This window comes from Micromonospora sp. C31 (assembly GCF_018070575.1).
Classification (GTDB): Bacteria; Actinomycetota; Actinomycetes; order Mycobacteriales; family Micromonosporaceae; genus Micromonospora.
In genome coordinates this window covers 119,628-144,779 of the sequence record NZ_JAGPXN010000010.1, presented here as the reverse complement: position 1 = coordinate 144,779, position 25,152 = coordinate 119,628, and the positions used below count along the sequence as shown (strand labels likewise).

17 protein-coding genes and 2 pseudogenes are annotated in these 25,152 nt (G+C 74.1%); 7 read left to right on the top strand and 12 right to left on the bottom strand.

Annotated features, from left to right (window positions below; translation table 11 throughout):
• Window positions 1–206: 206 nt before the first annotated feature.
• A complete protein-coding gene (locus KBX06_RS15745) occupies window positions 207–725 on the bottom strand; it encodes an acyl-CoA thioesterase (protein WP_210835437.1) in 519 nt (172 codons plus the stop codon).
• A gap of 23 nt (window positions 726–748) precedes the next feature.
• On the opposite strand from KBX06_RS15745, the gene KBX06_RS15740 reads away from it, so the two are divergent.
• Window positions 749–1,411 (top strand): hypothetical protein, encoded by a 663-nt coding sequence (locus KBX06_RS15740; protein ID WP_210835435.1) that lies wholly within the window; start codon window positions 749–751, stop codon window positions 1,409–1,411.
• An 87-nt stretch (window positions 1,412–1,498) separates the two neighbouring features.
• Here the strand turns inward: KBX06_RS15740 and KBX06_RS15735 are convergent, their stop codons facing one another.
• The gene (locus tag KBX06_RS15735) at window positions 1,499–2,662 is read right to left on the bottom strand and encodes an acyl-CoA dehydrogenase family protein (RefSeq protein ID WP_210835434.1); all 1,164 of its coding nucleotides are present in this window, start codon (window positions 2,660–2,662) and stop codon (window positions 1,499–1,501) included.
• Window positions 2,663–2,910: 248 nt separating this feature from the next.
• On the opposite strand from KBX06_RS15735, the gene KBX06_RS15730 reads away from it, so the two are divergent.
• Window positions 2,911–4,338: a UDP-glucose/GDP-mannose dehydrogenase family protein gene (locus KBX06_RS15730; RefSeq protein ID WP_210835433.1), complete on the top strand. Its 1,428-nt coding sequence runs from the start codon at window positions 2,911–2,913 to the stop codon at window positions 4,336–4,338.
• A 162-nt stretch (window positions 4,339–4,500) separates the two neighbouring features.
• Entirely contained in the window at window positions 4,501–9,408 is a 4,908-nt protein-coding gene (locus KBX06_RS15725; RefSeq protein WP_210835432.1) for an SCO7613 C-terminal domain-containing membrane protein, read from the top strand.
• 887 nt (window positions 9,409–10,295) lie between these two features.
• Here KBX06_RS15725 and purE read toward each other — a convergent pair.
• The 7 genes and pseudogenes from purE to mca form a co-directional block, all read right to left on the bottom strand.
• Entirely contained in the window at window positions 10,296–10,787 is a 492-nt protein-coding gene (gene purE / locus KBX06_RS15720) for a 5-(carboxyamino)imidazole ribonucleotide mutase (protein WP_089001934.1), read from the bottom strand.
• Window positions 10,788–10,892: 105 nt separating this feature from the next.
• Complete coding sequence (locus tag KBX06_RS15715; RefSeq protein ID WP_210835431.1) at window positions 10,893–12,074, bottom strand: 5-(carboxyamino)imidazole ribonucleotide synthase; 1,182 nt, start codon at window positions 12,072–12,074, stop codon at window positions 10,893–10,895.
• Window positions 12,075–12,161: 87 nt separating this feature from the next.
• A pseudogene (locus tag KBX06_RS28715) lies at window positions 12,162–12,887 on the bottom strand (hypothetical protein); the annotation flags it as partial.
• Window positions 12,888–12,952: 65 nt separating this feature from the next.
• A pseudogene (locus KBX06_RS28710) lies at window positions 12,953–14,207 on the bottom strand (thioredoxin domain-containing protein); the annotation flags it as partial.
• A gap of 76 nt (window positions 14,208–14,283) precedes the next feature.
• Entirely contained in the window at window positions 14,284–16,815 is a 2,532-nt protein-coding gene (locus KBX06_RS15705; RefSeq protein ID WP_210835428.1) for a bifunctional diguanylate cyclase/phosphodiesterase, read from the bottom strand.
• 179 nt (window positions 16,816–16,994) lie between these two features.
• Entirely contained in the window at window positions 16,995–17,288 is a 294-nt protein-coding gene (locus tag KBX06_RS15700) for a hypothetical protein (RefSeq protein WP_210835426.1), read from the bottom strand.
• 48 nt (window positions 17,289–17,336) lie between these two features.
• Complete coding sequence (gene mca, locus KBX06_RS15695; protein ID WP_210835424.1) at window positions 17,337–18,218, bottom strand: mycothiol conjugate amidase Mca; 882 nt, start codon at window positions 18,216–18,218, stop codon at window positions 17,337–17,339.
• Between the two features lie 191 nt (window positions 18,219–18,409).
• Here mca and KBX06_RS15690 point away from each other — a divergent pair, with 191 nt between their 5' ends.
• Both KBX06_RS15690 and greA read left to right on the top strand, forming a co-directional pair.
• Complete coding sequence (locus tag KBX06_RS15690; protein WP_210835423.1) at window positions 18,410–18,844, top strand: DUF4307 domain-containing protein; 435 nt, start codon at window positions 18,410–18,412, stop codon at window positions 18,842–18,844.
• Window positions 18,845–19,000: 156 nt separating this feature from the next.
• Window positions 19,001–19,498 carry a transcription elongation factor GreA gene (gene greA, locus KBX06_RS15685; protein WP_210835422.1) on the top strand — a complete coding sequence of 166 codons (498 nt, stop codon included), beginning with the start codon at window positions 19,001–19,003 and terminating at the stop codon, window positions 19,496–19,498.
• A 110-nt stretch (window positions 19,499–19,608) separates the two neighbouring features.
• Here the strand turns inward: greA and ilvA are convergent, their stop codons facing one another.
• Genes ilvA through KBX06_RS15670 form a run of 3 tightly spaced genes read right to left on the bottom strand, consistent with a single transcriptional unit; the run spans window position 19,609 to window position 23,436 of the window.
• The gene (ilvA, locus tag KBX06_RS15680; RefSeq protein ID WP_210835421.1) at window positions 19,609–20,829 is read right to left on the bottom strand and encodes a threonine ammonia-lyase; all 1,221 of its coding nucleotides are present in this window, start codon (window positions 20,827–20,829) and stop codon (window positions 19,609–19,611) included.
• Between the two features lie 50 nt (window positions 20,830–20,879).
• Window positions 20,880–22,277, bottom strand: a complete 1,398-nt coding sequence (locus tag KBX06_RS15675; RefSeq protein ID WP_210835420.1) for an amidase — start codon at window positions 22,275–22,277, stop codon at window positions 20,880–20,882.
• Window positions 22,278–22,293: 16 nt separating this feature from the next.
• Window positions 22,294–23,436, bottom strand: coding sequence for a cystathionine gamma-synthase (locus KBX06_RS15670; RefSeq protein ID WP_210835419.1), 1,143 nt, complete (start codon window positions 23,434–23,436; stop codon window positions 22,294–22,296).
• 70 nt (window positions 23,437–23,506) lie between these two features.
• Here KBX06_RS15670 and KBX06_RS15665 point away from each other — a divergent pair, with 70 nt between their 5' ends.
• A complete protein-coding gene (locus tag KBX06_RS15665) occupies window positions 23,507–23,917 on the top strand; it encodes an HIT family protein (RefSeq protein WP_210835417.1) in 411 nt (136 codons plus the stop codon).
• 434 nt (window positions 23,918–24,351) lie between these two features.
• Window positions 24,352–25,014 carry a peptide-methionine (S)-S-oxide reductase MsrA gene (msrA, locus tag KBX06_RS15660; RefSeq protein ID WP_210835415.1) on the top strand — a complete coding sequence of 221 codons (663 nt, stop codon included), beginning with the start codon at window positions 24,352–24,354 and terminating at the stop codon, window positions 25,012–25,014.
• Window positions 25,015–25,152 lie beyond the last annotated feature (138 nt).

Here is a 25,152-nt window from a genome sequence, read left to right as displayed (position 1 = left end):
GTTCCACCCTCCCCTGGCCCGCACGACACTGTGAAATGGGCCGTGGCGCCATCTTGCCCTACCTCAGAGCGCCATTCTCCGCAGCCGACCTCCGTCGGCGCACGTGTGGAAGCCACATGCCCCGGCCCCACCCTGTGTGGGCCGCGGTGCAAGGAAGGGCCCCTTCCTAACGTCTTCGGTAGAGGAAGGGGCCCTTCCTAACAACGTCAGCCGGCGCGGTGGGCCTGGATGGCGCGGCGGCGGGACAGCCGGTGGGCGCGGCGGATCTCCGCCTCCCGGAACCGGCGCTCGTCCTCCGGGCCCTCCGGCAGCACGGGTCGGACCGCCCGCGGCGCGCCGCCGAGGTCGACGCCCACGAAGACGAGGTACGCGGTGGCCACCCGCACCGGCTCGTCCTCGGCCGAGTCCCACCGCTCCGCCACCACCCGGACCCCGACCTCCATGGAGGTCTGCCCCGTCCAGTTCACCTGCGCGTGCGCGTGCAGCAGGTCACCGACCCGGACCGCCTCGGTGAAGACGATCTCGTCGATGGCCGCGGTGACCGCCGTGCCGCCGCTGTGCCGGGCCGCGGCGGCCCCCGCGACGTCGTCGATGAACTTCATCAGCACCCCGCCGTGCACGGTGCCGTAGAGGTTGACGTCGACCGCGGTCATGATCCGGCTCAGGGTGACCCGGGAGTAGGAGGTCGGCTTGCCGGCCGGCGCGGTGGCGGGGTGCTCGGTCATGTCGAAGACGGTACGGTGCGCGGATGCGACATCTCTGGAGCTTCCTCGCGGGGTTGGTGGTGGCGCCCGTCACGTGGGTGCTGGTCACCCTCGGGCAGGACGGGTCGGCGGGCACCGTCGACCGTTGGGTCGAGCTCGGCACGTCGAACTCGGCCAATCTCATCGAGCCCGCCGTATATCTCGCCGTCGGCGGGATCCTGCTCGGCCTGCTCGGCACGCTGCGTACCTCACCGCTCGGCCCGCTCGTGGCCGGGTTGCTGCTCGCCGCCCCGTACGTGGGGATGTTCGTCGCGCCCTTCGAGGTGCGGGACCGCATCCCGGACGGTTGGCGGGTCTTCGGCGACCCCCTGCCGCTGCACCTGCCGGTGGAGAACGGCACGCTCTTCCTGATCGGTCTGCTGCTGGTCGTGGCGACCTTCAGCGGGCAGCGCTGGCGGCGCTGGCCCCGACCGGTGGCCGAGCCGACACCGGCGCCCGCCGAGGGGCCGGAGCGCAACGACTTCACGCTGACCGACTGGCCGCCGGCCGAGCCGACCGACCGGGACACCACCCCGCCGAGCCTCGGCTACCCGGACCCGACGCCGACCGAGCCGCTGCCGCGCCGCACCGGCGGGGAGTCGCCGTGGTCGGCGCCGCCGCGCGGCACCAACCGGCCGGAAGAGGACACCACGACCGAGATCCGCTGACGCCCCGGCCGTACGCGTGTCGTGCGGCGGGACCGGGAAGCGGTGCGGATGCGGGTGGGCCGGGCGTCCGGCCCACCCGCCGACCGGTCAGCCCTTCAGGAGCTGACGGGCCATCACGATGCGCTGCACCTGGTTGGTGCCCTCGTAGATCTGGGTGATCTTGGCGTCCCGCATCATCCGCTCGACCGGGTAGTCCCGGGTGTAGCCGTAGCCACCGAGCAGCTGCACCGCGTCGGTGGTGATCTCCATGGCCGCGTCGGAGGCGAAGCACTTGGCCGCCGCGCCGAAGTAGGTCAGGTCCGCGTCGCCCCGCTCGGACTTGCCGGCCGCGGCGTACGTCAGCTGCCGCGCCGCCTCCAGCTTCATGCCCATGTCGGCGAGCATGAACTGGACGCCCTGGAACTCGGCGACCGCCTTGCCGAACTGCTTGCGCTCCTGGACGTACCCCTTGGCGTAGTCGAGCGCGCCCTGGGCGATGCCGACGGCCTGCGCGGCGATGGTGACCCGGGTGTGGTCCAGGGTCTGCATCGCGGTGCCGAAGCCGGTGCCCTCGGCGCCGATCATGCGGTCCGCGGGGATCCGGACGTTGTCCAGGTAGACCTCGCGGGTCGGCGAGCCCTTGACGCCGAGCTTCTTCTCCGGGGCGCCGAAGCTCACCCCGGCGTCGGACTTCTCGACCACGAAGGCGGAGATGCCCCGGGACCGGGCCGACGGATCGGTCACCGCGAAGACCGTGTAGTACTCGGAGACCCCCGCGTTGGTGATCCAGCGCTTCACGCCGTTGAGCACCCAGTGATCGCCGTCACGCACCGCGCGGGTGGTCATCGACGCCGCGTCACTGCCGGCCTCCGGCTCGGACAGGCAGTACGAGAACATCGCGTCGCCCGCCGCGACCGGGGTCAGGTACTTCCGCTTCAGCTCCTCGGAGCCGGCCAACAGCAGCGGCATGGTGCCGAGCTTGTTGACCGCCGGGATGAGCGAGGACGAGGCGCAGGCCCGCGCCACCTCCTCGATCACGATGGCCGTGGCCAGGGCGTCCGCGCCCGCACCGCCGTACTCGACGGGAATGTGCGGGGCGTGGAAGTCGGCGGCCCGCAACGCGTCGTGGGACGCCTTCGGGAACTCGCCGGTCTCGTCGGCCTCGGCGGCGTTCGGTGCCACCTTGGCCGTACAGACCTCACGGACCGCCTCCCGGATCGCCTCGTGTTCCTCGGGCAACCGGTAGACGTCGAACGACTGCTCTGCGGCCATGTCGGCCCCTCCCCTTCACCGCTATCATGCGCAGTCTGTAGCGTCTCCTGACCGCCGACGGCGCAGACTGAAGGATAGCGACACGACTCCGGCGATGTTACCGCCGCGTAGCCTTGACGTGGCGGAGCGCCGACGCCGCCCGGCGATGATGGAACAGCCAGACGTTAGAGTCCCTCCGGTGCCCGCCCAGGCGCCGCAGCAGAACGCGACGCGACGACGCGACGCCAGCGCGAGCGGAGAAGACAGGCGTGACGATCCCGTACCCGAACACCCAGCCGATGCCCGCCATCGCCGCGGTGACGCCCCCCTCCGGCGCGCAGCGACCGCGGGTGACCTTCCTGGGCACCGGCTATCTCGGCGCGACCTACGCCATCTGCTATGCCGAACTCGGCTACGAGGTCCTGGGCTTCGACGTCGACGCCGACAAGATCGCCATGCTCAACGCCGGCGAGGTGCCGATCCACGAGCCCGGCCTCGACGAACTGCTCAAGCGCAACCTGGGCGCCGGGCGGCTGCGGTTCAGCACGGACATCGCCGAGGTCGCCGAGTTCGGTGACGTGCACTTCATCTGCGTGGGCACGCCGCAGCGCGCCGACGGGATGGGCGCCGACCTGTCGTACGTCGAAGCCTCGGTCACCAGCCTGGCCCAGCACCTGACCCGCAAGGCGCTCATCGTCGGCAAGTCGACCGTGCCGGTCGGCACCGCCGAGTGGGTGGAGCAGCTCGTCAGCAAGCACACCCCCGCCGACCTGGGCGTCGAGGTGGCGTGGAGCCCGGAGTTCCTCCAGGAGGGCTTCGCCGTCGACGACGTGCTACGACCCAACCGGATCGTCGTCGGCGTCAAGAGCGAGTGGGCCAACGGCATGCTCTACGCCGCCCACAAGGGCGTCTTCGACCTGGCCGCCACCGAGGACCGCGAGGTGCCCCTGGTGGCCACCGACTTCGCCACCGCCGAGCTGGTCAAGGTCGCCGCGAACGCCTTCCTCGCCACCAAGATCTCCTTCATCAACGCGATGGCCGAGGTCTGCGAGGCCTCCGGCGGCGACGTCACCCACCTCGCCCGGGCCATCGGCTTCGACCCGCGCATCGGCAACCGGTTCCTCCAGGCCGGGCTCGGCTTCGGCGGCGCCTGCCTGCCCAAGGACATCCGCGCCTTCCAGGCCCGCGCCCAGGAGCTGGGCGCCGGGGAGGCGCTGCGTTTCCTGCACGAGGTCGACCTGATCAACCTGCGCCGCCGGACCCGGGTCGTCCAGCTCGCCGCCGAACTGCTCGGCCGCCGCTCCGGGCCTGCCGGGCCGGACCTCTCCGGCATGCGCGTGGCCGTGCTCGGCGCGACCTTCAAGCCCAACACCGACGACGTACGCGACGCGCCGGCGCTCTCCGTCGCCTCGCTGCTGCGCAAGGCCGGCGCCGACGTGCACGTCTACGACCCGCAGGGCATGGAACGGGCGCGCGCGGTGGCGCCCGAGCTGGTCTACGAGCCCGGCATCAACGAGGCCGTGACCGGGGCGGACCTGGTCTGCGTCCTCACCGAGTGGGCCGACTTCCGCAACGCCGACCCGGTGGCCCTCGGCGAGCTGGTCGCCGGCCGCAAGGTCGTCGACGGCCGCAACTGCCTGGACTCGGCACTGTGGACGCAGGCCGGCTGGGAGTACCGCGGCATGGGCCGCCCCTGACGTTCGACCACCGGCGGCCGGTCGCGGAGCACGCTCCGCGACCGGCCGTTCGCCGTCCGCGTGGACGATCTTTGCCCCGGACCCGCCGACAACTGTCGAAATCCGCGCCCACATTGGGCATGCTGCGAGAGTGGGAGTCCACAGTGCGGGTGGAGGGGTGTCGTGGCGACCTTTCAGTGCTCCTCGTGCGGCCGGGAGATCAAACCGGCCGCCAGCTGCCCGCACTGCGGCGCGCACCAGCCGCAGTGGGTCGAGCACCTGGCGGAGATCGAGCGGTCCATCGCGGAGATGAAGGCCCGCGAGGCCGCCATCGCCAGCGAGCAGCGGCAGATCGCCGCCAAGATGCAGGCCGCGCTCTTCCAGCGGGACATCCTCGCCCACGCCGGTGAGGAACGTCTCAAGCAGGCCACCCGCCCCCGCCGGGTGCTGCGCCGCAGGCCGGGCCGCCGGCCGCCCACGGCCGCCACCGGCGCCCCGCCCCGGGTGCCCCGGCAGGGCACCCCGGCCGGCCCGGAGGATCCGCCCCCGCCCCCGCCGACGACCGCCACCTGGCTCGACGCCGACGACCCGGAGCACCCGCCGGAGGCGTCCTCCCGCGAGGTGCAGAACATCCCCCTCGGGCTCGGCGCGCTGCTGCTCGGGGTCGCCGCCGTGGTCTTCGCCGCCGTGGCCACCAGCTCGATGGACGCGCTGGCCCGGTTGGGCATCCTGCTGCTCGCGACCGTGCTGATGCTGCTCGCCCCGCCGGTGCTGGCCCGACGCGGGCTCACCTCGACCGCCGAGACCATCTCCGCCGTCGGCCTGCTCCTGGTGCCGCTGGCCGGCTACGCCCTGTGGGCGGTGGACCGGATCGGCGGCGGCGGTGCCTCGGGTGCGGTCTTCGGCGCCATCGTCTTCGCCGTCACCGCCGGCGTCTCCTTCGGCTACGCGGGCTGGACGGGGCTGCGCGTACCCCGGTTCGCCACCGTACTGGCCGCCCAGCCGGTGCTGCCGCTGCTGGCGTACGACCGGCTCAGCGGCCCGGGCGGCTGGGCGCTGGTGCTGACGGCGGTGGCCCTGCTCGACCTCTGGCTGGCACGTTCCCCCGTCACCGTGGAGCGGCCGGTCCGCCGGGACCTGCCCGAACCCCCGGCCGAGCCCGCGACCGCGCCCCGGCAGCGCCGCGCCGACGGCCGGCCCGAGGGGGCGCCCGAGGAGGCCGGCGAGGTGCTCGACGGCGGGCTGCCGGCGCAGGAGCGGATCCCGGCCGCCCGGCCGGTGCCGTGGCTGCGCGAGCTGACCTGGGTGCTGCACGGGATGGCGGTCGCCCTCGCCCTCGCGTACGCCGTCTCCGCCCTGCTCCGCGCGAGCACCGTACCGGCCGCGACCGGGGCCGGGGTGGCGCTGTTGCTGGCCGCCGCGGTGGGGCTGGCCGGGACGCTGGTGCTGCGCCGGCCGCCGCTGCCGGACCTCGGCGCCGGGATCTTCACCCTCGCCGTGCTCGGCGCGCTGAGCCGGATCGCCTCGGTGGCCTTCCCCGGGCGGGCCCTGCTGCTGATCGCGGCGGTCATCACGCTCACCGGGCTGGCCGTCCGGGCGGTGCCGGAGGCGGCCCGGCGCGGGCCGCAGCTCGCCTCGGCGGTCGCGCTCACCGTCAGCGGGGTGGTGGTCGCCGGTGGCGCCCTGCGCGCCGGCGTCGCCCCCGTCCGGGCCGCGCTACCGGCCTGGGCGGCCGACCTGGACCGCTACCCGGCCGAGCTGTCGGCGGCCGTGGGCCCGGCCGCCTGGCAGCTCGCCGCGAGCGCCTTCCTGCTGACCGTGGCCGCGGTGCTGGCCCTGCCGCCCGAGATCCGCCGGGAGTTCGCCGTCGTCGGAGCGGCGCTGACCGCGCTCGCCGTACCCGCGTCGTTCGGCCTCGGATGGGCGGTCGCGCCCTGGCCGATGGTGCTGACGGCGGTCGGCATCGGGGTGGTCGGGCTCTCCGCCCGCACCGAACGCGCGGCGCTGGCACACGCGACGGCCGCCGCCGGCGTCGGCCTGTTCGGCGCGGGCGCCGGACTGGCCCGGCCGGCGCTGACCGCCGCGGTCCTGCTCACCCTGTTCACCGCCGGGGTCCTGGTCGCCGTGGCGCCCCGGGTGCGACTCGCTCCGGCGGCGGCCGACACCGTCTCGGCCTGGGCCGCCGGGGGCGCGGCGTTCGCGCTGCCCGGCGCGGTGGCCGCCTTCGTCGCCGCGACCGTACCGGTCGACCCGACGCCCACCCCGGCGAGCCTGCGCGAGGCCACCGTCCCGGTGCTCGCGGCCAGCTTCCTGGCGGTCTGCGTCACCCTCGGGTACGCCGCCATCGTGCAGGTCTCCCAGCGACGCATCCCGACGCCGCTGGCGGTCGGCACCGCTCTGGGCGCGGTCACGGTCACCGCCGCCGCGTTCGGTGCCCCGGGCGCCACCGCCGCCGACGCCTGGGTCGGTGGCCTGCTGCTCGTCGCCGCCGCCATGGTGGTGTTCGCCGGCCCCATCGACGCCGGCCGGCGCTCCGACCTCAGCCTGGACGGCTCCGACCTGGCCGCTGCGGCGGTCACCGCCGCCCTGATCGCCACCCTGGCCCGGATCACGGCCGTCCTCGCCCCCGGCGGGCAGCTCGTCGTCGCCGCCGGGCTGGTCCTGGTGGTGGCCGTGGCCGCCCGGGCCATGCCGCAGGAGTGGCGGCGCGGGCCGATCGTCGGCCTCGCCGTCGGCGGCGTGCTGATCGGGCTGCTGGCCGGCTGGAGCGCGCTGCGGGGCGGGCTGGGCGTGCTCGCCACGCCGGGCCCGATCTGGGACGGTGACCTGACCGGTTGGCCGGCCGGGCCGACCGGCGGGTCGACGTGGCAGGCCCCGGTGGCCCTGGCGCTGCTCGGCGTCGCCGCCGCGGTGCTGTTGCCACCACCGTGGAAGTACGACGTGTCGGGCGCGGCGGCCGTGCTCGCCACGATCGGCGCACCGGCCGCGTTCGACCTGCCGTGGTGGTCGCCCGTCCTGGTCGGCGGCATGGTCGCCACCGTCTTCGGGGCTGCCGCCGTGGCCGCGGTCGACCCCCGCGCCGGCCTGTCCCGGGCGGTCGTGGCCGGCGTCGTCGCCCTGCACGCCGCCGGGGCGGGCCTGGTCCGGCCCTGGAGCACCGCGCTGGCGCTGGGCAGCATCGCGCTGATCGGCATCGTGGTGGCGGCGCTGGCCCGGTCGCTGGCCGTGCCGCTGGTGGACGACATCGAGAACGAGGGGATGCCGCCGCACCTCGCCCAGATCGGGGGCGCCGCGGCCGGGGCCGCCCTGCTCGCGTTCCCGGGCGCCGTCGCGGCGTTGGCCGCCGAGTTCGAGCGAGCACCGGAGGTGGTGCTCACCGCCGCGTTGGCCGCGTCGAGCCTGGGCCTGGCGGCCGTGGCCGCCGTCCGGCGGCGGATCCCGCAGTACCTGCCCTGGGCGAGCGCGGCGGTGGCCGGCGGCGCCACGGTGAGCGCCCTGGCCGCCGTTCCCGCCGGCCAGCCCCTCGGCGTCTACGCCGCCGCCGCGGCCCTGCTCGGGGTGCTCGCCGAACTGGTCCGGGGCGCGACCGAACCGCCGGTGGGCGCGGCCCAGCCGGTGCGGCGCTGGTCGGTGCTGCTCGACGGCGCACTGCGCCGACTGCCGGACGACGGGACGCAGCGCCGCTGGCGGGTCAGCCCCGCCGCCGGGGCGCTCGCCGCCGGCACGCTGCCCACCGTCCTGGCGCTGGTGTCGATCGCGCCGCCCCTGGTCGTCGCCCTGGTCGACCCGCACCGCAGCCTCGGCCGGGTCTGGCAGGGGCCACCGCCGGAGCTGCTCACCCCGCCACCCGACGCGGTCGACCCGACCCACGTGCTGACCGCACTGCTGCTCACCGCGACCGCCGCGCTGGCCGCCACCGGTTTCAGCGGCGGGCGACGTTCCCGGGCGGTACCGGTCGTGCTGCCGGGCGCCGCCGTGACCCTGCTGATCACCCCGGCGTCGCTCGGCAACGGCTGGCCGGCCAGCACCCTGGCGGCGCTGGCCGTGTTCACCATCTCGATGCTGGGCCTAGCGCTCACCCCGCCCCCACCCCTGGTCGAGCGGGCCCGGTCGCTGCGCCTGGCCCGGGTGCTCGTCTTCGCCATCGGGCTGGCAGCCGGGAGCGCGGGCCTGGTGGGCGGCCTGGCGACGCGGGAGCTGACCCTGTTCACCCTCGGCGGCGCGGTCGGCGTCGGCGCGGTGGCCGCGCTCTTCGGCACCACCCGGCGGGCGCGCATCCTGGGCTGGCTGTTCGCCTCGCTGACGGCGCAGCTCTTCGTGCTCACCGCCGGCCTGGTGGCCGGCCTCGCGGCCGTCTGGTCCGCATTCGGCGTACTGGCGGTCGGCGCGGCCCTACAGGTGTTCGCCGCGACCCTGCCCCGACTGCGTCGCCCCGAGGCCCAACCGGAGGCCGCGACAGTCGAGTGGAGCGGGTACGCCGCCGCCCTGATCGCCCTGGCGCTGGCCTTCGACTCGCCCCGGCACATCGCGGCGCTGCTGGCCGCGTGGGGTGCGGTGCTCGGTGTGGCGGCGACCCGACCGGGCCGCCGGCCGGTGGAGCGGCACATCCTGTTCTGGGCGGTGGTGGCCTGCGAGATCACCGCCTGGTGGATCCTGATGCGGGTCGCCGACGTGGCGCTGCCGGAGGCCTACACGCTGCCCTTCGCGGCGCTGGCCCTGCTCGTCGGCGTGCTGGAGCTGCGGCACCGGCCCGACCTGAGCAGCTGGGTCGCGTACGGGCCCGCGCTCGTCGCCGCGTTCGTGCCGACCCTGGCGATCGTGCTGGCCACCGACTCCAGCACCCTGCGCCAGGTGCTGCTGCTGCTCGGTGCCGTGGCCGTGCTCGTCTTCGGGTCGATGAGCCAGCAACAGGCACCGGTGATCGTCGGCGCCGCCGTCACCGCGATCGCGGCGGTGCACGCGCTGTTCAGCCTGGGGCCGTGGCTGGCCCTGATTCCCGTCGGCATCCTGCTGCTGGCGCTCGGCGCGAGCAACGAGCGCCGACGCCGCGCCCAGGAACGCCTACAGACGGCCCTGCGCGGCATGCGCTGAGACCCGGCCGCCCTCGTGGCGGGCAGGATCGTGGCGGGCAGGATCGTGGCGGGATCGTGGCGGGTGGTCTGGCGCAGGCGGGCCTGACTCGCGTTGTGGGGGCGGCCCGGCGCAGGCGGGCCTGGGTGGTCCGGCGGACGCGGGCCGTCGGGCTCGACCGTGGCAGGGCCGCCGCCACAGGGGCGGAACGCGTACGACGCCGGACGCGACGACACGTGTCGCCGCCTTTGCGCGGGTGGCATCCGCCGCTTTTTTCGCACGGTCGGCACGCCGCACGCCCAGCACCCGCACGCCGCACGCCCGGCCCACCCGCCCGACAACCCCGCCGACTGCTGGCCATGCGATTACCGGCGCAGGCGACCACACTGAGTGACCGAACGGGCCGGATGGCCACCAACCCGATGCGCGCTTTGCTCTGCAGCCATCGACGCACCAGTCACAATGTGTTGCGATCACTTGCAGCTTCGATTAGTCACGCCGGAGGGAACTCCCAGTTCAGACGGCCGGCGCGTATATGGCTGCAAAGCAAAGGGACCGACGAGACGAACTCCCAGCGGACAGGTGCAGCAACTCTGCGTAACACAGGCGTCTGCTACTGAAAGCGACGACCCTCCGGGTCCTTCCGCCCTCATCGCTTCTCACGCCGGGCTACCGGCCGGTGGCCGTTGAAACCGAGCGCCGGTGGGCCGCAGCAACAGCAGCCTTGGATGAGCCGTCGACCTGGTGGAGCCGTCGAAGGGGTGGGCCGAAGGCGGAGCCGGCCACGGCAGGAACCTGGGCGGGGCGCAGGCGGCAAGGACCGGCCGCAGGCCGCACGGCGGCGCGGGCGGCGCGGCGGCGCGGGGGCGACGGGCGGCGCGGGGGCGATGCTGGGCGGGGCCAGGAGATCAGGCGAGGGACGCGCGCAGGGCGGCATCCTTCTCGGCGACCAACTGCTCCAGGTCCGCCTGGTATGCCGACATGCGGTCGAGCAGGGTGCGGTCGGCGGCGGCCAGGATTCGGACGGCGAGCAGCCCGGCGTTGCGCGCGTTGCCGATCGACACCGTGGCCACCGGCACGCCGGCCGGCATCTGCACGATCGAGAGCAGTGAATCCATCCCGTCGAGGTGCTTCAACGGCACCGGCACGCCGATCACCGGCAACGGGGTGACCGAGGCGACCATCCCGGGCAGGGCGGCGGCGCCACCCGCCCCGGCGATGATGACCTTCAGGCCCCGGTCGGCCGCGGCGCGTCCGTAGTCGATCATCTTGATCGGCGTACGGTGTGCCGAGACGACCTCGACCTCGTACGGCACCTCGAACTCGTCCAGCGCCTCGGCGGCGGCCCTCATCGTCGGCCAGTCCGAGTCACTGCCCATGATCAGCCCAACGACGCTCACTGCGGTGTGCCTTTCGTTCGCGACTGCGGGGCTCGCAAGCTCACTCCTCGCGCTCACCGGTGTGCCTTTCGTTCGCGGCTGCCGGGCTCGCAAGCTCACTCGCGCTCACTCGCGCCCCTCACGCAGCCAGCGGGCGGCCCGGGCGGCCCGCGTCCGTACGTCGTCCAGGTCGTCACCGAGCACCGTGACGTGCCCGATCTTGCGGCCGGGTCGCACCTGCTTGCCGTAGAGGTGCACCTTGGCGCCCGGCTCGGCCGCGAAGAGGTGGTGCAGCCGCTCGTCGATCGACATCCCACCCGGCTCGCCACCGAGCACGTTCGCCATCACCGCCACGGGAGCGGTCAGCGAGGTGTCACCCATCGGGTAGTCGAGCACCGCCCGCAGGTGCTGCTCGAACTGCGACGTACGCGCGCCCTCGATGGTCCAGTGCCCGGAGTTGTGTGGCCGCATCGCCAGCTCGTTCACCACGATCCGGCTGCCGGCGGGCGCCGTCCGGTCGGCCACCTCGAACAGCTCCACGGCGAGCAGGCCGACCACGCCGAGCGCGGTGGCCAGGTCGATGGCGAGCTGTTGGGCGGCCACCGCCAGTTCCTCCGGCAGGCCCGGCGCGGGGGCGAGCACCTCGACGCAGATGCCGTCGCGCTGCACCGTCTCGACCACCGGGTACGCGGCGACCTGCCCGAACGGCGAGCGCGCCACCTGAACGGCGAGTTCGCGACGCAGCGGTACGCGCTCCTCGACGATCAGCCGGGTGCCGCCGGCCAGCAGGGTCGTCGCCAGCTCGGCGGCCTGCGCCGCGTCGTCGACCAGCCAGACGCCCCGGCCGTCGTACCCGCCGCGGGCCGCCTTGAGCACCACCGGCCAGCCGACCTCGTCGCCGAACGCCATGAGGTCGGCGGGCTCCGCCACGGGTCGCCACGCCGGGTTCGGCGCACCCAACTCGCCCAGCCGCTCCCGCATGGCCCGCTTGTCCTGGGCGTGCAACAGCGCGTCGGCCGGCGGGAAGAGCTTCACGCCCTCGTCCGCCAGCGTCCGGATGTGCTCGGTTGGGACGTGCTCGTGGTCGAAGGTGACCACGTCGCAGGCCTTGGCGAAGGTGCGCAGCGCGGCGAGGTCGGTGTGGTCGCCGTACTGGACGTCGGCGGCGACCAGCGCGGCGCCGTCGTCGGGGGCCAGCGCGAGCACGCGCAGCGACTGGCCGAGGGCGATCGCGGACTGGTGGGTCATCCGGGCCAACTGGCCACCGCCCACCATGCCGACGACGGGCAGACCGGTACGGGAATCCATAACGGCGCCAGCCTATCGGGACGCCCCGTCACCTGCGTCGCCGGCTGGCGCATCGCACACCGGGCGCGACCGCCCTGGTCGTGCGGCTCACCGCCGGGCGAGCTGGGCCACCAGGTCGTCCACCGCCGTCACGGGACGCTCGCAGACGAAACCCCGGCAGGCGTACGCGGTGGCCCGCCCGTCGACCATCGGCCGGTCCACGAGCAGGGGTACGCCGTCCTGGCCCGGGCGGCCCGCCACGATCACCGCGCCGGGCGGGGCGTGCCGGTGTGCCGCCGCGACCAGCGGGTCCCCCATCGGATCGTCGGTGACCACCGCGATCTCGTACGGCCCGGAGAGCAGCGCCTCCCCGACGGTGGCCGCGTAGCCGGTGAAGCGGGCGTGCCGGCCGACGATGGGCGCCACGGTCGACAGGGCCCCCTCGGCGGCCTCCCGGTAGCGGGTCTCGCCGGTCAGCGCCGCGTACGCGACCAGCGCCGCGACGATCGCCGATCGTCCGGACGGGGTGGCGTTGTCGGTCGGGTCGGCCGGCCGGCTCACCAGCCGCTCGGCGTCGTCGGCGGTGTCGTAGAAGGCGCCGCCCGGCGCGGCGAACCGCTCCAACGCGGTGTCCAGCAGCCCGCCGGCCAGCTCCAGCCAGCGGCCCTCGCCGGTGACCTGGTGCATCGCGCAGAACGCCTCGGCGACGCAGCCGTAGTCCTCCAGCACGCCGGCAGGATCACCGACGACCCCGTCGCGGGAGACGCGGCGCAGCCGGCCGTCGACGATGTGCACCCTCGCCAGGTACTCGGCGGCGTCGCGCATCGCGCCCCAGGTGCCCTCGGCGACGCCCTCCAGCGTCTGCGACCCCTCGTCCGGGCCGGCCGGGCCGAACGTGTCGGCCACCCGGTTGAACTCGGCGATGGCGGTGATGGCCAGCCCGTTCCAGGCGGCCACCACCTTGTCGTCCAGGGCCGGTTGCGGCCGTTCGCGCCGGGCCGCGAGCAGCCGGCCGACGACGTCCTGCCAGCGCTCCCGCACCGCCGGGTCCGTGTCGTCCACGTCCCGGGCGAGCCGCAGCACGCTGGTGCCGTGTTCGAAGCTGCCGGCCTCGGTGACGGCGAACAGGTCGGCGGCCCAGCGGCCGTCCTCCTCCCCCAGCACCTCGACCAGCTGGGTCGGCGTCCAGACGTAGGTCGATCCCTCGACGCCCTCGGTGTCGGCGTCCAGCGCCGAGGCGAATCCGCCGGACGCGGTGGCCAGCTCGTCGGCGAGGAACCAGGCGGTGTCCTGCGCGACCCGGCGGGCCAGCGGGTCGCCGGTCAGCCGCCAGAGCTGGGTGTACGCCCGCAGCAGCAGCGCGTTGTCGTAGAGCATCTTCTCGAAGTGCGGCACCGTCCAGTGCCCGTCGACGGAGTAGCGGGCGAAGCCGCCGGCGAGCTGGTCGTAGATGCCGCCCCGGGCCATCGCCTCGCAGGTGTGCCGGGCGATCTCCAGGCTGCGCGGGGAGCCGGTGCGCTGGTGGTGTCGCAGCAGGAAGAGCAGGTTCATGTGCGGCGGGAACTTCGGCGCGTCGCCGAAGCCGCCGTTCGTGGCGTCGTACTCCTTGGCGAGCTGGTCGGCCGCGGCGTCGAGCAGCACGGCGTCCAGCGGCGCGGTGGGCCCGCCCACGGCCTGGGCGCCGCCGATCGCCTCGACCACGGCGGCGCCCTGCTGTACGACGGCGTCGCGCTGGTCCCGCCAGGCGGCGGCGACCGACTGGAGCAGCCGGACGAAGTTCGCCCGGGGGAAGTAGGTGCCGCAGAAGAAGGGCGTGCCGTCCGGGGTGGCGAAGACGGTCATCGGCCAGCCGCCCTGCCCGGTCATCGCCTGGGTGGCGGTCATGTAGACGGCGTCGACGTCGGGCCGCTCCTCGCGATCCACCTTGATCGAGACGAAGTCGTCGTTCATCAGGGCGCCGACCTGCTCGTTCTCGAACGACTCGTGGGCCATCACGTGGCACCAGTGGCAGGCTGCGTAGCCGACCGAGATGAGCACCGGGACGTCCCGGCGCTTCGCCTCGGCGAACGCCTCGTCGCACCAGGGCCACCAGTCGACCGGGTTGTCGGCGTGCTGGAGCAGGTACGGGCTCGTGGCGTCAGCGAGTCGGTTCACCCGACGACCATAACCACCCCACGGCGCGCCCGCCCGCGCTCCGGCACCCGACCTCCCCGCTTACGGTGGGGTGGGGTCAGGAAGCGCCGTCGGCGCGCAGCGGGAGGACGTTGGGGCGGGCCTCGTCGAGGAGGGTGCCCAGGACCGCGCCGATCTTGTCGGCCGGCATGGGCTTGAAGAAGTGGTAGCCCTGGGCGGCCGTGCAGCCCAGCTCGGCCAACGCGAGGCGCTGCTCGGCGGTCTCCACGCCCTCGGCGACCACCCGCAGCCCCAGCTCGTGGGCGAGACCGACGGTGGTACGCACGATCGCCGCCGCCTCCGGGGAGTCGGCCATCCGGATCACGAAGGAACGGTCCACCTTCAGCTCGTCGACCGCGATCCGGGTGAGGAACGTCAGCGAGGAGAAGCCCGTGCCGAAGTCGTCGACGGCGAGCTGCACGCCCATCGACCGCAGGGTGGCGAGCACCTCGTCGATGACCTCCAGCTCGCTCATCACCACCGTCTCGGTGATCTCCAGGACCAGCCGGTCCGGCGGCACCTGGTGCCGGCGCAGGGCATCGCCGATGTCGGCGGGCAGGCGCGGGTCGAGCAGGCTGCGCGCCGACAGGTTGACCGAGATCGGCACGTCGAGCCCGTCCCCGGCCCAGCCGGCGGCGACGGCGAGCGCCTTGTCCAGCACGTAGCGGGTGAAGGTGCCGAGCTGCTCGCTGTTCTCCACCGGGCGGATGAAGTCGTGCGGCCCGAGCCAGCCCCGGCGCGGATGCCGCCAGCGGATCAGCGCCTCCACCCCGGTCGGCGCTCCGGTGGTCAGGTCGACTGCCGGTTGCAACGCCAGCACGAGCTGGTCGTCGGCCTTCAGCGCCTCGCGCAGCTCGGCCAGCAGGGCCAGCTGGTCGGTGCTCGCGGCGTCCCGGGCGGAGTCGTACGCGGCGACACTGCCGCCGCCCTCCTTGGCCTGGTACATGGCGATGTCGGCCCGGCGCAGCAGCTCGGTCAGGTCGGCGGTGCCGGCGTCGGCCACCACCACCCCGACGGAGACCTCGACGGACATCCGCACCCCGGCCACCTCGGTCGGCGCGGCGAGCCGCTCGGCGATGTCGCGGGCCTGCCGCAGCGCGTACGCCATCGGGGCGGCCCGGTCGCCGATCACCGGTACCGACGTCAGCAGCAGCGCGTACTCGTCGCCGCCGAGCCGGGCCAGCAGGTCCCCGGGGCGGGCGAGGGTGCCCAGCCGGTTGGCGGTCAACCGCAGCAGCTGGTCGCCGGCGGCGTGCCCGAGGGTGTCGTTGACCTCCTTGAACTGGTCTATGTCGAGCAGCAGCAGCGCCACCGGATGGTCGTGGGCGAGCTGGCGCAGCGCCTGGTCGCCCTTGGTGAGCAGGGCCGACCGGTTCACCAGCCCGGTGAGCTGGTCGTGCACCGCCTCGTACGACGAACGGGCCGTGACCAGTCGCAGCTCCCGGTGGGTCGCGGCGTCGTGCAGCGCGGCGGCGAGCGCGTCGCCGAACGCGGCCACGGCGTCGCGCTCCCGGGCGTTCGGCGGCGCGGAGCGCGGGAACCGGATCCGCAGTTCGCCCACCCGGGCGGCACCCACGGTGAGGGTACGCACCAGCTCGTGCCCCTCGGGCTCGGTCCGGCCGGGCGGGGCGACCTCGCGGTCGACGAGCTGGCCGCCCGGGTCGCCCCGGTAGCGCCGCCACCGCCCGTCGCCCCGGGCCACGTCGACGTCGACGAGTTCGGCGTTGAACAGGGCCAGCGCGCCGGTGACGGCGGCCGTGGCGACGCCCCGCTCGTCGAGCTGGTTGAGTGCGGCGGTGGCCTCGGCGAAGGCCCGCCAGGTGCGGCGCTCCTGGTCGGCGCGGAGCCGGTGCCGGTAGGTCTGCTGGAGCAGCCAGAGCGGCGGCGGGAGCAGCAGCAGCCAGCGCGCGTCGAGCTCCAGCAGCGCCACCACGACCAGGCCGACGGCCACGTTCCCGACGAACATCAGCAGCTTGCCCCGCAGCGCGGCGAGCAGCGGCGGCCCGACGGGGATGCCGTGCCGCAGCGCCAGGGTGGCGCCGCCGAGCCAGGCGGTGGCGAGGAGGTAGGTGACCGAGCCCGCGAGCACGGCCAGGGCCAGCGCCGGGGTGGGTGTCGCCAGCAGCGGCTCACCGAGCGCGGTGGTGACCGAGACGGCCAGGGCGGTGGCGGCGGTCAGCGAGGCCGTGATCCGGACGACCTCCAGCACCGGCCGCCGGTCGCCGAGCAGCGACATGGCCGACCAGGCGAGGGCGGCGCCGAGCAGCGCGGCGGAGGGTAGCCAACCGGTGGGCGTCAGGTAGAGGCAGATGATCAGCGCCGCCTCGCCCCAGGTGATGCTCACCATCCCGGCGGCGGTGCGGAACCGCAGCCGGGCCAGTTGGGCGACGGCGAACACGACGACGGCGAGGCCGAAGCGGGCCGCCCCGCCGAGCGGGTCGTCGGCGGGCAGCCGGGTCGACGCCGTCCAGCCGAGCCCGGCCGAGACCAGCGCGGTCAGCGCAACGGCGACGGTGAACAGGAGTAGCCGTGCGGGAGTGCCTCGGGCTTCGAGCCGGTCGGTCGACTCGCCGGCACTGCCGGAGGTCACCGCGCCGCCCCGGCCATGGGCCGCCGGGCGTCACGACGGGCAGCCGCTGGTGTGGTGGTCATCGGCGCCCCCTCCCGCGCACGGCTCGGGAACTCTTGGTCCCCCCGGCGAGAGGCTAAGGCAAACCCGGTGGCCGCAACAGGGGGCGGGGACCGGGTTCGACGTGAATCATGGGCGGACTAGCCGTTGCGACGCTGCTGACGCCCGGTGGGAGCGGGCGTGGATGAATCCTGCCACTGCGCGCCATCTGTCGGATCGGCGACTTCCGCGTCCGCCCGGTCGAGAGTCGTCGGCGGGCCCTGCTGGGGGAACCGGTCGGGCAGCCGACGCAGCCGGGAGTTCATGTTGCGGATCAGCAGGACGGTGGCCGCCGCCAGAACGAGGATGAGGAAGAGGCCCATCGGGCCGGCCAGGCCACCCGTGCGGGTGTCCCCGAAGTTGTTCTGGGCGAGCACCTGTGCGGCGGTCAGCATGGCGTTCCTCCGGATTGCGGTTGGTGACCAGGGTAGCCCGGCCCCGGATCAGCGGGCATGGGCCGTCTCGCGCACCCCGGCGAAGAGGTCCGACTCGGGCAGTGGGCTGTCGACCATCGAGCGCACCAGCTCGAAGTCCTCCGTCGGCCAGGCCCGCCGCTGCAGTTCCATCGGCACCTGGAACCAGAAGCCGTCCGGGTCGATCTGGGTGGCGTGGGCGCGCAGCGCGTCGTCGCGGACCGGGAAGTAGTCGGCGCACTCGACCCGGGTGGTGATCCGCGGGCCCTTGTCGGGGCGGTCCTCCCAGCGCTTGATCCACTCCTCGTAGGGCGAGTTCAGGCCGGCGGCGAGCAGCGCCTCGTGCAGCGCCACGATCTTGCCCTTGGAGAAGCCGATGTCGTAGTAGAGCTTGAGCGGCTGCCACGGCTCGCCCAGCTCCGGGTAGCGCTCCGGGTCGCCGGCGGCCTCGAACGCGGCCACGCTGACCTTGTGGGTCATGATGTGGTCGGGGTGCGGGTAGCCGCCCTCCTCGTCGTAGGTCGTGACGACGTGCGGACGGAACTGGCGCATCAGCCGCACCAGTGGGCCGGCCGCCACCTCGACCTCCTGGAGGGCGAAGCAGCCCTCGGGCAGCGGCGGGAGCGGGTCACCCTCGGGCAGGCCGGAGTCGACGAAGCCCAGCCACGCCTGCTCGACGCCGAGGACCGCCCGCGCGGCGTCCATCTCGGCCCGGCGGACGTCGGCGATGTTGGCCCAGACGTCCGGTCGGTCCATCTTCGGGTTGAGCACGCTGCCACGCTCACCGCCGGTGCACGTGACCACCAGGACGTCCACGCCCTCGGCGACGTACTTCGCCATGGTCGCGGCGCCCTTGCTCGACTCGTCGTCAGGGTGCGCGTGGACAGCCATCAGTCGCAGTTGCTCTGCCAACGTCGGCGCTCCTCGTCTCTGCCGGCCGGCGGACCCCCCGCAGGACCGCCCGGCTGACCTGCCGGAATCCTCCCCCGCGCCGGGACCTGCCGGTGCCGACCTGTCATATTTGACGACGGGACGGGCTGGGAGGATGGAACCCTGCCATTCTTGCCGATGCCTCCGACAACGACGCCAGGAGATACCCAGCGGTGACCGAGACGCACGCCACACTTCCGTCGGGCGCGCCCGCCTTCCCGCCGGGCCGGTACGGCCGCCGCCGGGAGCCGGGTCGCCGCCGGCCGCTGCTGACGGTGCTGCTCGTGGTCGCCCTGGTCGCCGTCATGACCCTGGTCGCGGTGCGGCTCTACCGGCAGTACGGCGACCCGAACTACGACGCCCAGGTGATCACCTACACCGGGATCACCGACAGTCAGGTGCTGGTCGACTTCCGAGTCACGGTGCCGGAGGGTGGCTCGGCGGTCTGCCTGGTGCGCGCCCGGGACCGGGACGGTGCCGAGGTGGGTCGGGAAGAGGTGACGGTGGCCGCCGGGCCCGGCGCGCGGCAGGTGACCACGCAACACCGGCTGGCCACCACCGCCCGGCCCTTCATCGGCGAGGTGGTGCGCTGCCGGCCCCCGGGCTGAGCAGCAACGACACGGGCCGGACCAGCCGGCACTGACGCCGTCGGCCGCCCCCGGTGCGCAGGGTGCTCCCGGTGTTCGAGCGCGCCCTGTGTCGTACCGCACTGGTAACTTGGAAGTTCACCTGTCAGCCAGCACGCACGAACGAGGAGAACGCCTGTGTCCACTGGCAACGAGGCGCCCGCCACCTGGCTGTCCCAGGACGCGTTCGACCGGCTCCAGGGCGAGCTCGACGAGTTGATCGCCAACCGGCCGGTCATCGCCGCCGAGATCAACGCCCGGCGCGAGGAAGGCGACCTGCGGGAGAACGGTGGCTACCACGCCGCCCGCGAGGAGCAGGGCAAGGCCGAGGGGCGCATCCTCTACCTCAAGGAGCTGCTCCGCACCGCCAAGGTGGGCGGGGCACAGGCCGCCGACGTGGTGTCGCCCGGCATGGTCGTGACGATCTACTTCGACGACGACAAGGACGACACCGAGACCTTCCTGCTCGGCTCCCGGGAGATCGCGTCGACCACCGAGCTGACGGTCTACAGCCCCGAGTCGGCGCTGGGCCAGGCGATCCTGGGCGGTCGGGCCGGGCAGACCTGCACCTACACCGCCCCCAGCGGGGCCGACATCAAGGTGACCGTGGTCAGCTTCGAGCCGTTCTCCGGCTGAGCCTCCGCCGCCCGGCCCGGCCACGCGCCGGGGCGGGCGTGACGCCCGCTCGGGCACCGGGCCGGCGGCAACGACGAACGACGAGGCGAGGTGTGGCACCGGCTCCGGTGTCACGCCTCGCCGGCGAAGACCACCTGGTAGCCGCTGGCCCGCAAGGCGCTGATCAGCGTGTCGGAGTGCTCGACCCCCCGCGTCTCCACCGACAGGGCCACCTCCACCTCGCCCAGGCGCAGGTGCGGATTGGCCCGCTGGTGCTCCACGTCCACCACGTTCGCCCGGTGCTCGGCGATCTCGCCGAGCAGCGACGCGAGCTGGCCCGGCCGGTCCGAGCAGCGCACCGTCACCCGCAGGTAGCGCCCCGCGGCGGCGAGCCCGTGCTCGATCACCCGCAGCATCAGCAGCGGGTCGATGTTGCCGCCCGAGAGCACCGCCACCACCGGCGCCTGCACCTCGACGACCCCCGCCAGCAGCGCGGCCACGCCCACCGCGCCGGCCGGCTCGACCACCTGCTTGCCCCGCTCCAGCAGCATCAGCAGCGCGCGGGAGATGTCCTCCTCGGAGACCGTGACGATCTCGTCCACCAGCTTGCGCACGTGGGTGAACGTGATCTCTCCCGGTCGGCCGACCGCGATGCCGTCCGCGATGGTGCCGAAGGCCGGTAGGCGTACCGGCTCACCGGCCACCAGGGAGGGTGGGAAGGCGGCGGCGCCGGCCGCCTGCACCCCGATGATCCGCACGTCGGGCCGCAGCGCCTTGGCCGCCACCGCCATGCCGGACACCAGCCCGCCGCCACCCACCCCGGTGACGATCGTCCTGACCTCGGGACACTGTTCGAGGATCTCCAGGGCCACCGTGCCCTGGCCGGCGATCACGTCCGGGTGGTCGAACGGGTGGATCAGCGTCGCCCCGGTCCGCTCGGCGTAGGTCTGCGCCGCGACCAGGGACTCGTCGACGGTGTTGCCGACCAGCTCGACCTGGGCGCCGTACCCCTTGGTGGCGGCCACCTTCGGCAGCGGCGCGTTCACCGGCATGAAGACGGTGGCGTGCGTACCGACGAGGCCGGCGGCGAGCGCCACCCCCTGGGCGTGGTTGCCGGCGCTCGCCGCGACCACGCCGTCGGCCCGCTCCGCCTCCGACAGCCGGGAGATCCGCACGTACGCGCCCCGTACCTTGTACGAGCCGGCGCGTTGCAGGTTCTCGCACTTGAGCCACGTCGGCCCGCCCAGCGCCGCACTGAGCGGCCGGCAGGGCTCCAGCGGGGTGGTGCGGACGACGCCGGCGAGCAGTTCCCGCGCGGCCCGTACGTCGGCGAGACCGACCAGTTCCGTCATGCCCCTGATCGTGCCACCCGCCACCCGCGCCGACGCGCGCACGCCACCTCTCAGACGGCGGCGGGGACGCGGGGGTAGCCGGGGGCGTGGCGGGGCCAGGGGGCCTGCATCTCGAACTGGCCGGCGACCCCGAGCAGCAGCAGCTCGCTGCCGGGCGGGCCGATCAGCTGCACGGCGACCGGCAGCCCGTCCGGGCGGCGGCCCACCGGCACCACCAGCGCGGGCAGGCCGGCGATGTTCCACGGCGCGGCGAACGGGGCGTACCTGATGTTGGCCAGCATGTTGGCCCGCCAGGACCGGCCGGACCAGCCCGTGGCCTCCGGCGGCACGGTCGACAGGGCCGGGGTGAGCAGCAGGTCGACCGAGTGGTCGGCGAAGAAGCCGATCGAGCGCTCGCGCCAGGCGGCCCGGTCGGCCTCCCGGACGAATCCGCGCCGCTGCGCCCACTCGCCGAGGGCGACGTGGCGGCGGCTGCGCCGTTGGAGGCCGCGCCGGTCCAGCCCGGCGGCGCGGACGTCGGCGGCCGCCGCGGCGAACCAGGTGGCGATGCCCTGCAGGCCCAGCGCCGTCGGGTAGACCGGATCGGCCGGCACGGTGTCGTGGCCCGCGCCCGCGAGCAGCCGGCCGGCGGCGGCGACCGCGTCCCGGTTGGGCGCGTCCGCGTACACCCCCCGCACCGGCGAGCGCAGCGAGACGCCCACCCGCAGCCGCTGCGGCGGCACCAGCTTGTCCGGCCGGCGGCCGGCCAGCACCGAGAAGCCCACGGCCGCGTCGGCGACGGTGCTGGTCAGCATGCCGTGCTCGGTGAGGCCCAGCCAGTCGTCCGCGCCGAGCTGGCACGGGACCACCCCCCGGCCCGGCTTGAGCCCGACCAGGCCGCAGCAGGCCGCCGGGATGCGGATCGAGCCGAGGCCGTCGTTGCCGTGGGCGATCGGCACCAGGCCGGCGGCGACGGCGGCGGCGGCCCCACCGGAGGAGCCGCCGGGGGTACGCCGGATGTCCCAGGGGTTGCGGGTCACGGCCGTCTCGTCGTCGGTGATGGCCCACAGGCCGAGTTCCGGCATCCGGGTCACCCCGAGGATCACCGCGCCGGCCCCGCGCAGCCGGCGGACCACCTCGTGGTCGGCCTCTGCCACCGGCGTACGCACCGCGGCCGACCCGTTCCAGGTGGGCAGCCCGGCGACGGCGGTGTTCTCCTTGACCGCCACCGGCACCCCGGCCAGTGGCAGGTTGGCCAGGTCCTCCTGCTCGTCGACCTTCTCCGCCTCGGTGATCGCCTCCCCGCCGCGTACCGTGCGGAACGCGGCGAGGTCGGCGTCGACCCGGGCGATGTGGTCCAGGTGGTCCGCGACGACCTGGGTGGCCGTGACGTCGCCCCGGCGTACGCCCCGGGCGATCTGCTTGGCGGTCGCCCCCACCCAGGTCGGCATGATGTCCTGCACGGCCACCCTCCCTCACCAGCGGTCAGCCCAGCGCCTGCTCCAGATCGGCGAGCAGGTCGTCGACCGTCTCGATGCCGACAGACAGTCGCACGAGATCGCCGGGAACTTCAAGCGGCGAGCCGGCAGCACTTGCGTGTGTCATCCGGCCCGGGTGCTCGATCAGGGATTCCACGCCGCCGAGCGACTCGGCGAGGATGAACAGCTTGCTCCGGTTGCAGATCTCGACGGCGTGCTCCTCGCCGCCGGCCGCCCGGAACGAGATCATCCCGCCGAAGCGGCTCATCTGCTTCGCGGCCACCTCGTGGCCCGGGTGCGCGGGCAGGCCCGGGTAGATGACCTGACCGACCTTGGCGTGCCCGTCCAGGTAGGCCGCGATCCGCTCGGCGTTGTCGCAGTGCCGGTCCATGCGTACGCCCAGGGTCTTGATGCCGCGCAGGGTGAGCCAAGCGTCGAAGGGGCCGTTGATCGCGCCCATGGCGTTCTGGTGGTAGCGCAGTTCCTCGCCGAGCGCGGCGTCGGCGGCGACCAGCGCGCCGCCGACCACGTCGGAGTGGCCGCCGATGTACTTGGTGGTGGAGTGCACGACCACGTCGGCGCCGTGTGCGATCGGCTGCTGCAGGTACGGCGAGGCGAACGTGTTGTCGACGACCAGCAGGGCGCCCGCGTCGTGCGCGACGCCGGCGAGCGCGGCGATGTCGGCGATGCCGAGCAGCGGGTTGGTGGGCGTCTCCACCCAGACGATCCGGGTCCGGCCCGGCTCGACGGCGGCCCGGACCGCGTCGGGGTCCGACACCTTCGCCGGGGTGTAGTCCAGCCCCCAGCGCTCGGCCACCCGGGCGAAGAGCCGGTAGGTGCCGCCGTACGCGTCGTCGGGGATCACCACGTGGTCGCCCGGCTTGCAGACGGCACGCAGCAGGGCGTCCTCGGCGGCCAGACCGCTGGCGAAGGCGAGCCCGACCGGGCCGCCCTCCAGCGCGGCGAGGCACTCCTGGAGGGCGTCGCGGGTCGGGTTACCGGAGCGGCTGTACTCGTAGCCGAGCCGGGGCGCGCCAACGGCGTCCTGGGCGTAGGTGCTGGTCTGGTAGATCGGTGGGATCACCGCGCCGGTGCGGGCCTCGGGGTCCTGGCCGGCGTGGATGGCGAGCGTGTCGAAGCCGTGACTCATCCCGTGAGGCTAATGCCCCGTCCCGAAGGCTGGAACGGAACGGTCGGGGCTGCCGGCATAGCCTGGGCGGATGAGCGGGTGTGTGTTCTGCGGGATCGTGGCGGGCGAGGTCCCAGCCTTCCGGGTCGCCGACGAGCCCGACGGGGTGGCGTTCCTGGACACCCGGCCGGTCTTCAAGGGGCACGTGCTGGTGGTGCCGCACACGCACCTGGTCACCCTGGCCGACCTGCCCGCCGAGGCGCTGGCCGGCTACTTCGGCCTGGTTCGGCGGCTCGCGGTCGCCGTGGAGCGTGGCACCCAGGCCGGTGGGACGTTCGTGGCGATGAACAACAGGGTGTCCCAGTCCGTCCCGCACCTGCACACCCACGTGGTGCCGCGGACGAAGGGCGACGGCCTGCGCGGCTTCTTCTGGCCGCGCACCCGCTACGCCGACGACGTCGAGGCCGAGACGTACGCCGCCCGCATCACCGCGGTCCTCTGACGGGCGGTGGGAGCGGGCGCGGCCGAGCCTTGTCCGCGCCGCCTCCTGACACCCGCCGCCGTCACCGAGAGCAACGATCGCACTCCCTCACGCTCTGCGACCGCCGTGCGTGGCAGCCGCGATGCCGCTGCTTCCCCTTTGCTCTGCATCCACATCCGCACCACGCCCCTGACCTGCGGCGACACGAAGTGAGAACGCGGCTGCGGTGCAGCCCACCGCCACCGAGCGTGACCGGTGCGTATGAAGATGCAGAGCAAAGCGCGCGGAGGGGTCGGGCCCGCCGATAGGTGAGGTCACGGACAGTATTGGTATCGTGACCCGCCCGGCGCCTCGTGCCGGTCTCGGCGGCGACCCGCCTGAGTGCGGGCGGAGCGGGTAAGGAAGGCGGGTCCGGCGGTGTTGCAGGCTGGGAGAGGTACGAGAGGAGTCCCACCGTGTTCCTGCGCCGTGTGAAGGCCGAGCTACCCACCCCCGACCAGGCCCTGCCAGGTCGCCCGATCGCGATGCCGATCGCGGACCGGCACGAGGTCCTGGGCGCCCCGCTGAAGGGGCCCTTCCCGGAGGGCTCGCAGGTGGCCGTGTTCGGCATGGGTTGTTTCTGGGGCGCCGAGCGGCTGTTCTGGACCCTGCCGGGCGTGATCACCACGTCCGTCGGCTACGCGGGCGGCATCACGCCGAACCCGACGTACGAGGAGGTGTGCTCCGGCATGACGGGGCACGCCGAGGTCGTCCAGGTGGTCTACGACCCGACCAGGATCAGCTACGAGGACCTGCTGAAGGTCTTCTGGGAGAACCACGACCCGACCCAGGGCATGCGCCAGGGCAACGACGTGGGCACCCAGTACCGGTCGACGATCTACGTCACCACGGACGAGCAGCTCGCCACCGCCCAGGCGTCCCGGGACGCGTTCGCGCCGATCGTGGCGCGGGCCGGCAAGGGCGAGATCACCACCGAGATCGAGCGGCTCGGCGAGTACCACTTCGCCGAGGACCACCACCAGCAGTACCTGGCACCCACGAAGAACCCGAACGGGTACTGCAACCACGGCCCGAACGGGCTGAGCTGCCCGGTGGGCGTCGCCCGCACCTCGGGCTGAGCCCGGGGCTGGCCGTCGGCACACCACGGGGCCGGCGCGGCGTCAGCCGCGCCGGCCCCGGGTCACCCGAACTGAGCGGTCGATCACATCTGCTCGACACCAAAACCGCCCCGGTGGCCACTCTTGACGTCGTCTGCC

Coding starts and splice junctions, on each gene's coding strand:
- KBX06_RS15745 (WP_210835437.1), bottom strand. CDS start 725: ATGACCGAGCACCCCGCCACCGCGCCGGCCGGCAAGCCGACCTCCTAC.
- KBX06_RS15740 (WP_210835435.1), top strand. CDS start 749: ATGCGACATCTCTGGAGCTTCCTCGCGGGGTTGGTGGTGGCGCCCGTC.
- KBX06_RS15735 (WP_210835434.1), bottom strand. CDS start 2,662: ATGGCCGCAGAGCAGTCGTTCGACGTCTACCGGTTGCCCGAGGAACAC.
- KBX06_RS15715 (WP_210835431.1), bottom strand. CDS start 12,074: ATGGATTCCCGTACCGGTCTGCCCGTCGTCGGCATGGTGGGCGGTGGC.
- KBX06_RS15700 (WP_210835426.1), bottom strand. CDS start 17,288: ATGCTGACCGCCGCACAGGTGCTCGCCCAGAACAACTTCGGGGACACC.
- ilvA (WP_210835421.1), bottom strand. CDS start 20,829: ATGACGGAACTGGTCGGTCTCGCCGACGTACGGGCCGCGCGGGAACTG.
- KBX06_RS15670 (WP_210835419.1), bottom strand. CDS start 23,436: ATGAGTCACGGCTTCGACACGCTCGCCATCCACGCCGGCCAGGACCCC.
- KBX06_RS15665 (WP_210835417.1), top strand. CDS start 23,507: ATGAGCGGGTGTGTGTTCTGCGGGATCGTGGCGGGCGAGGTCCCAGCC.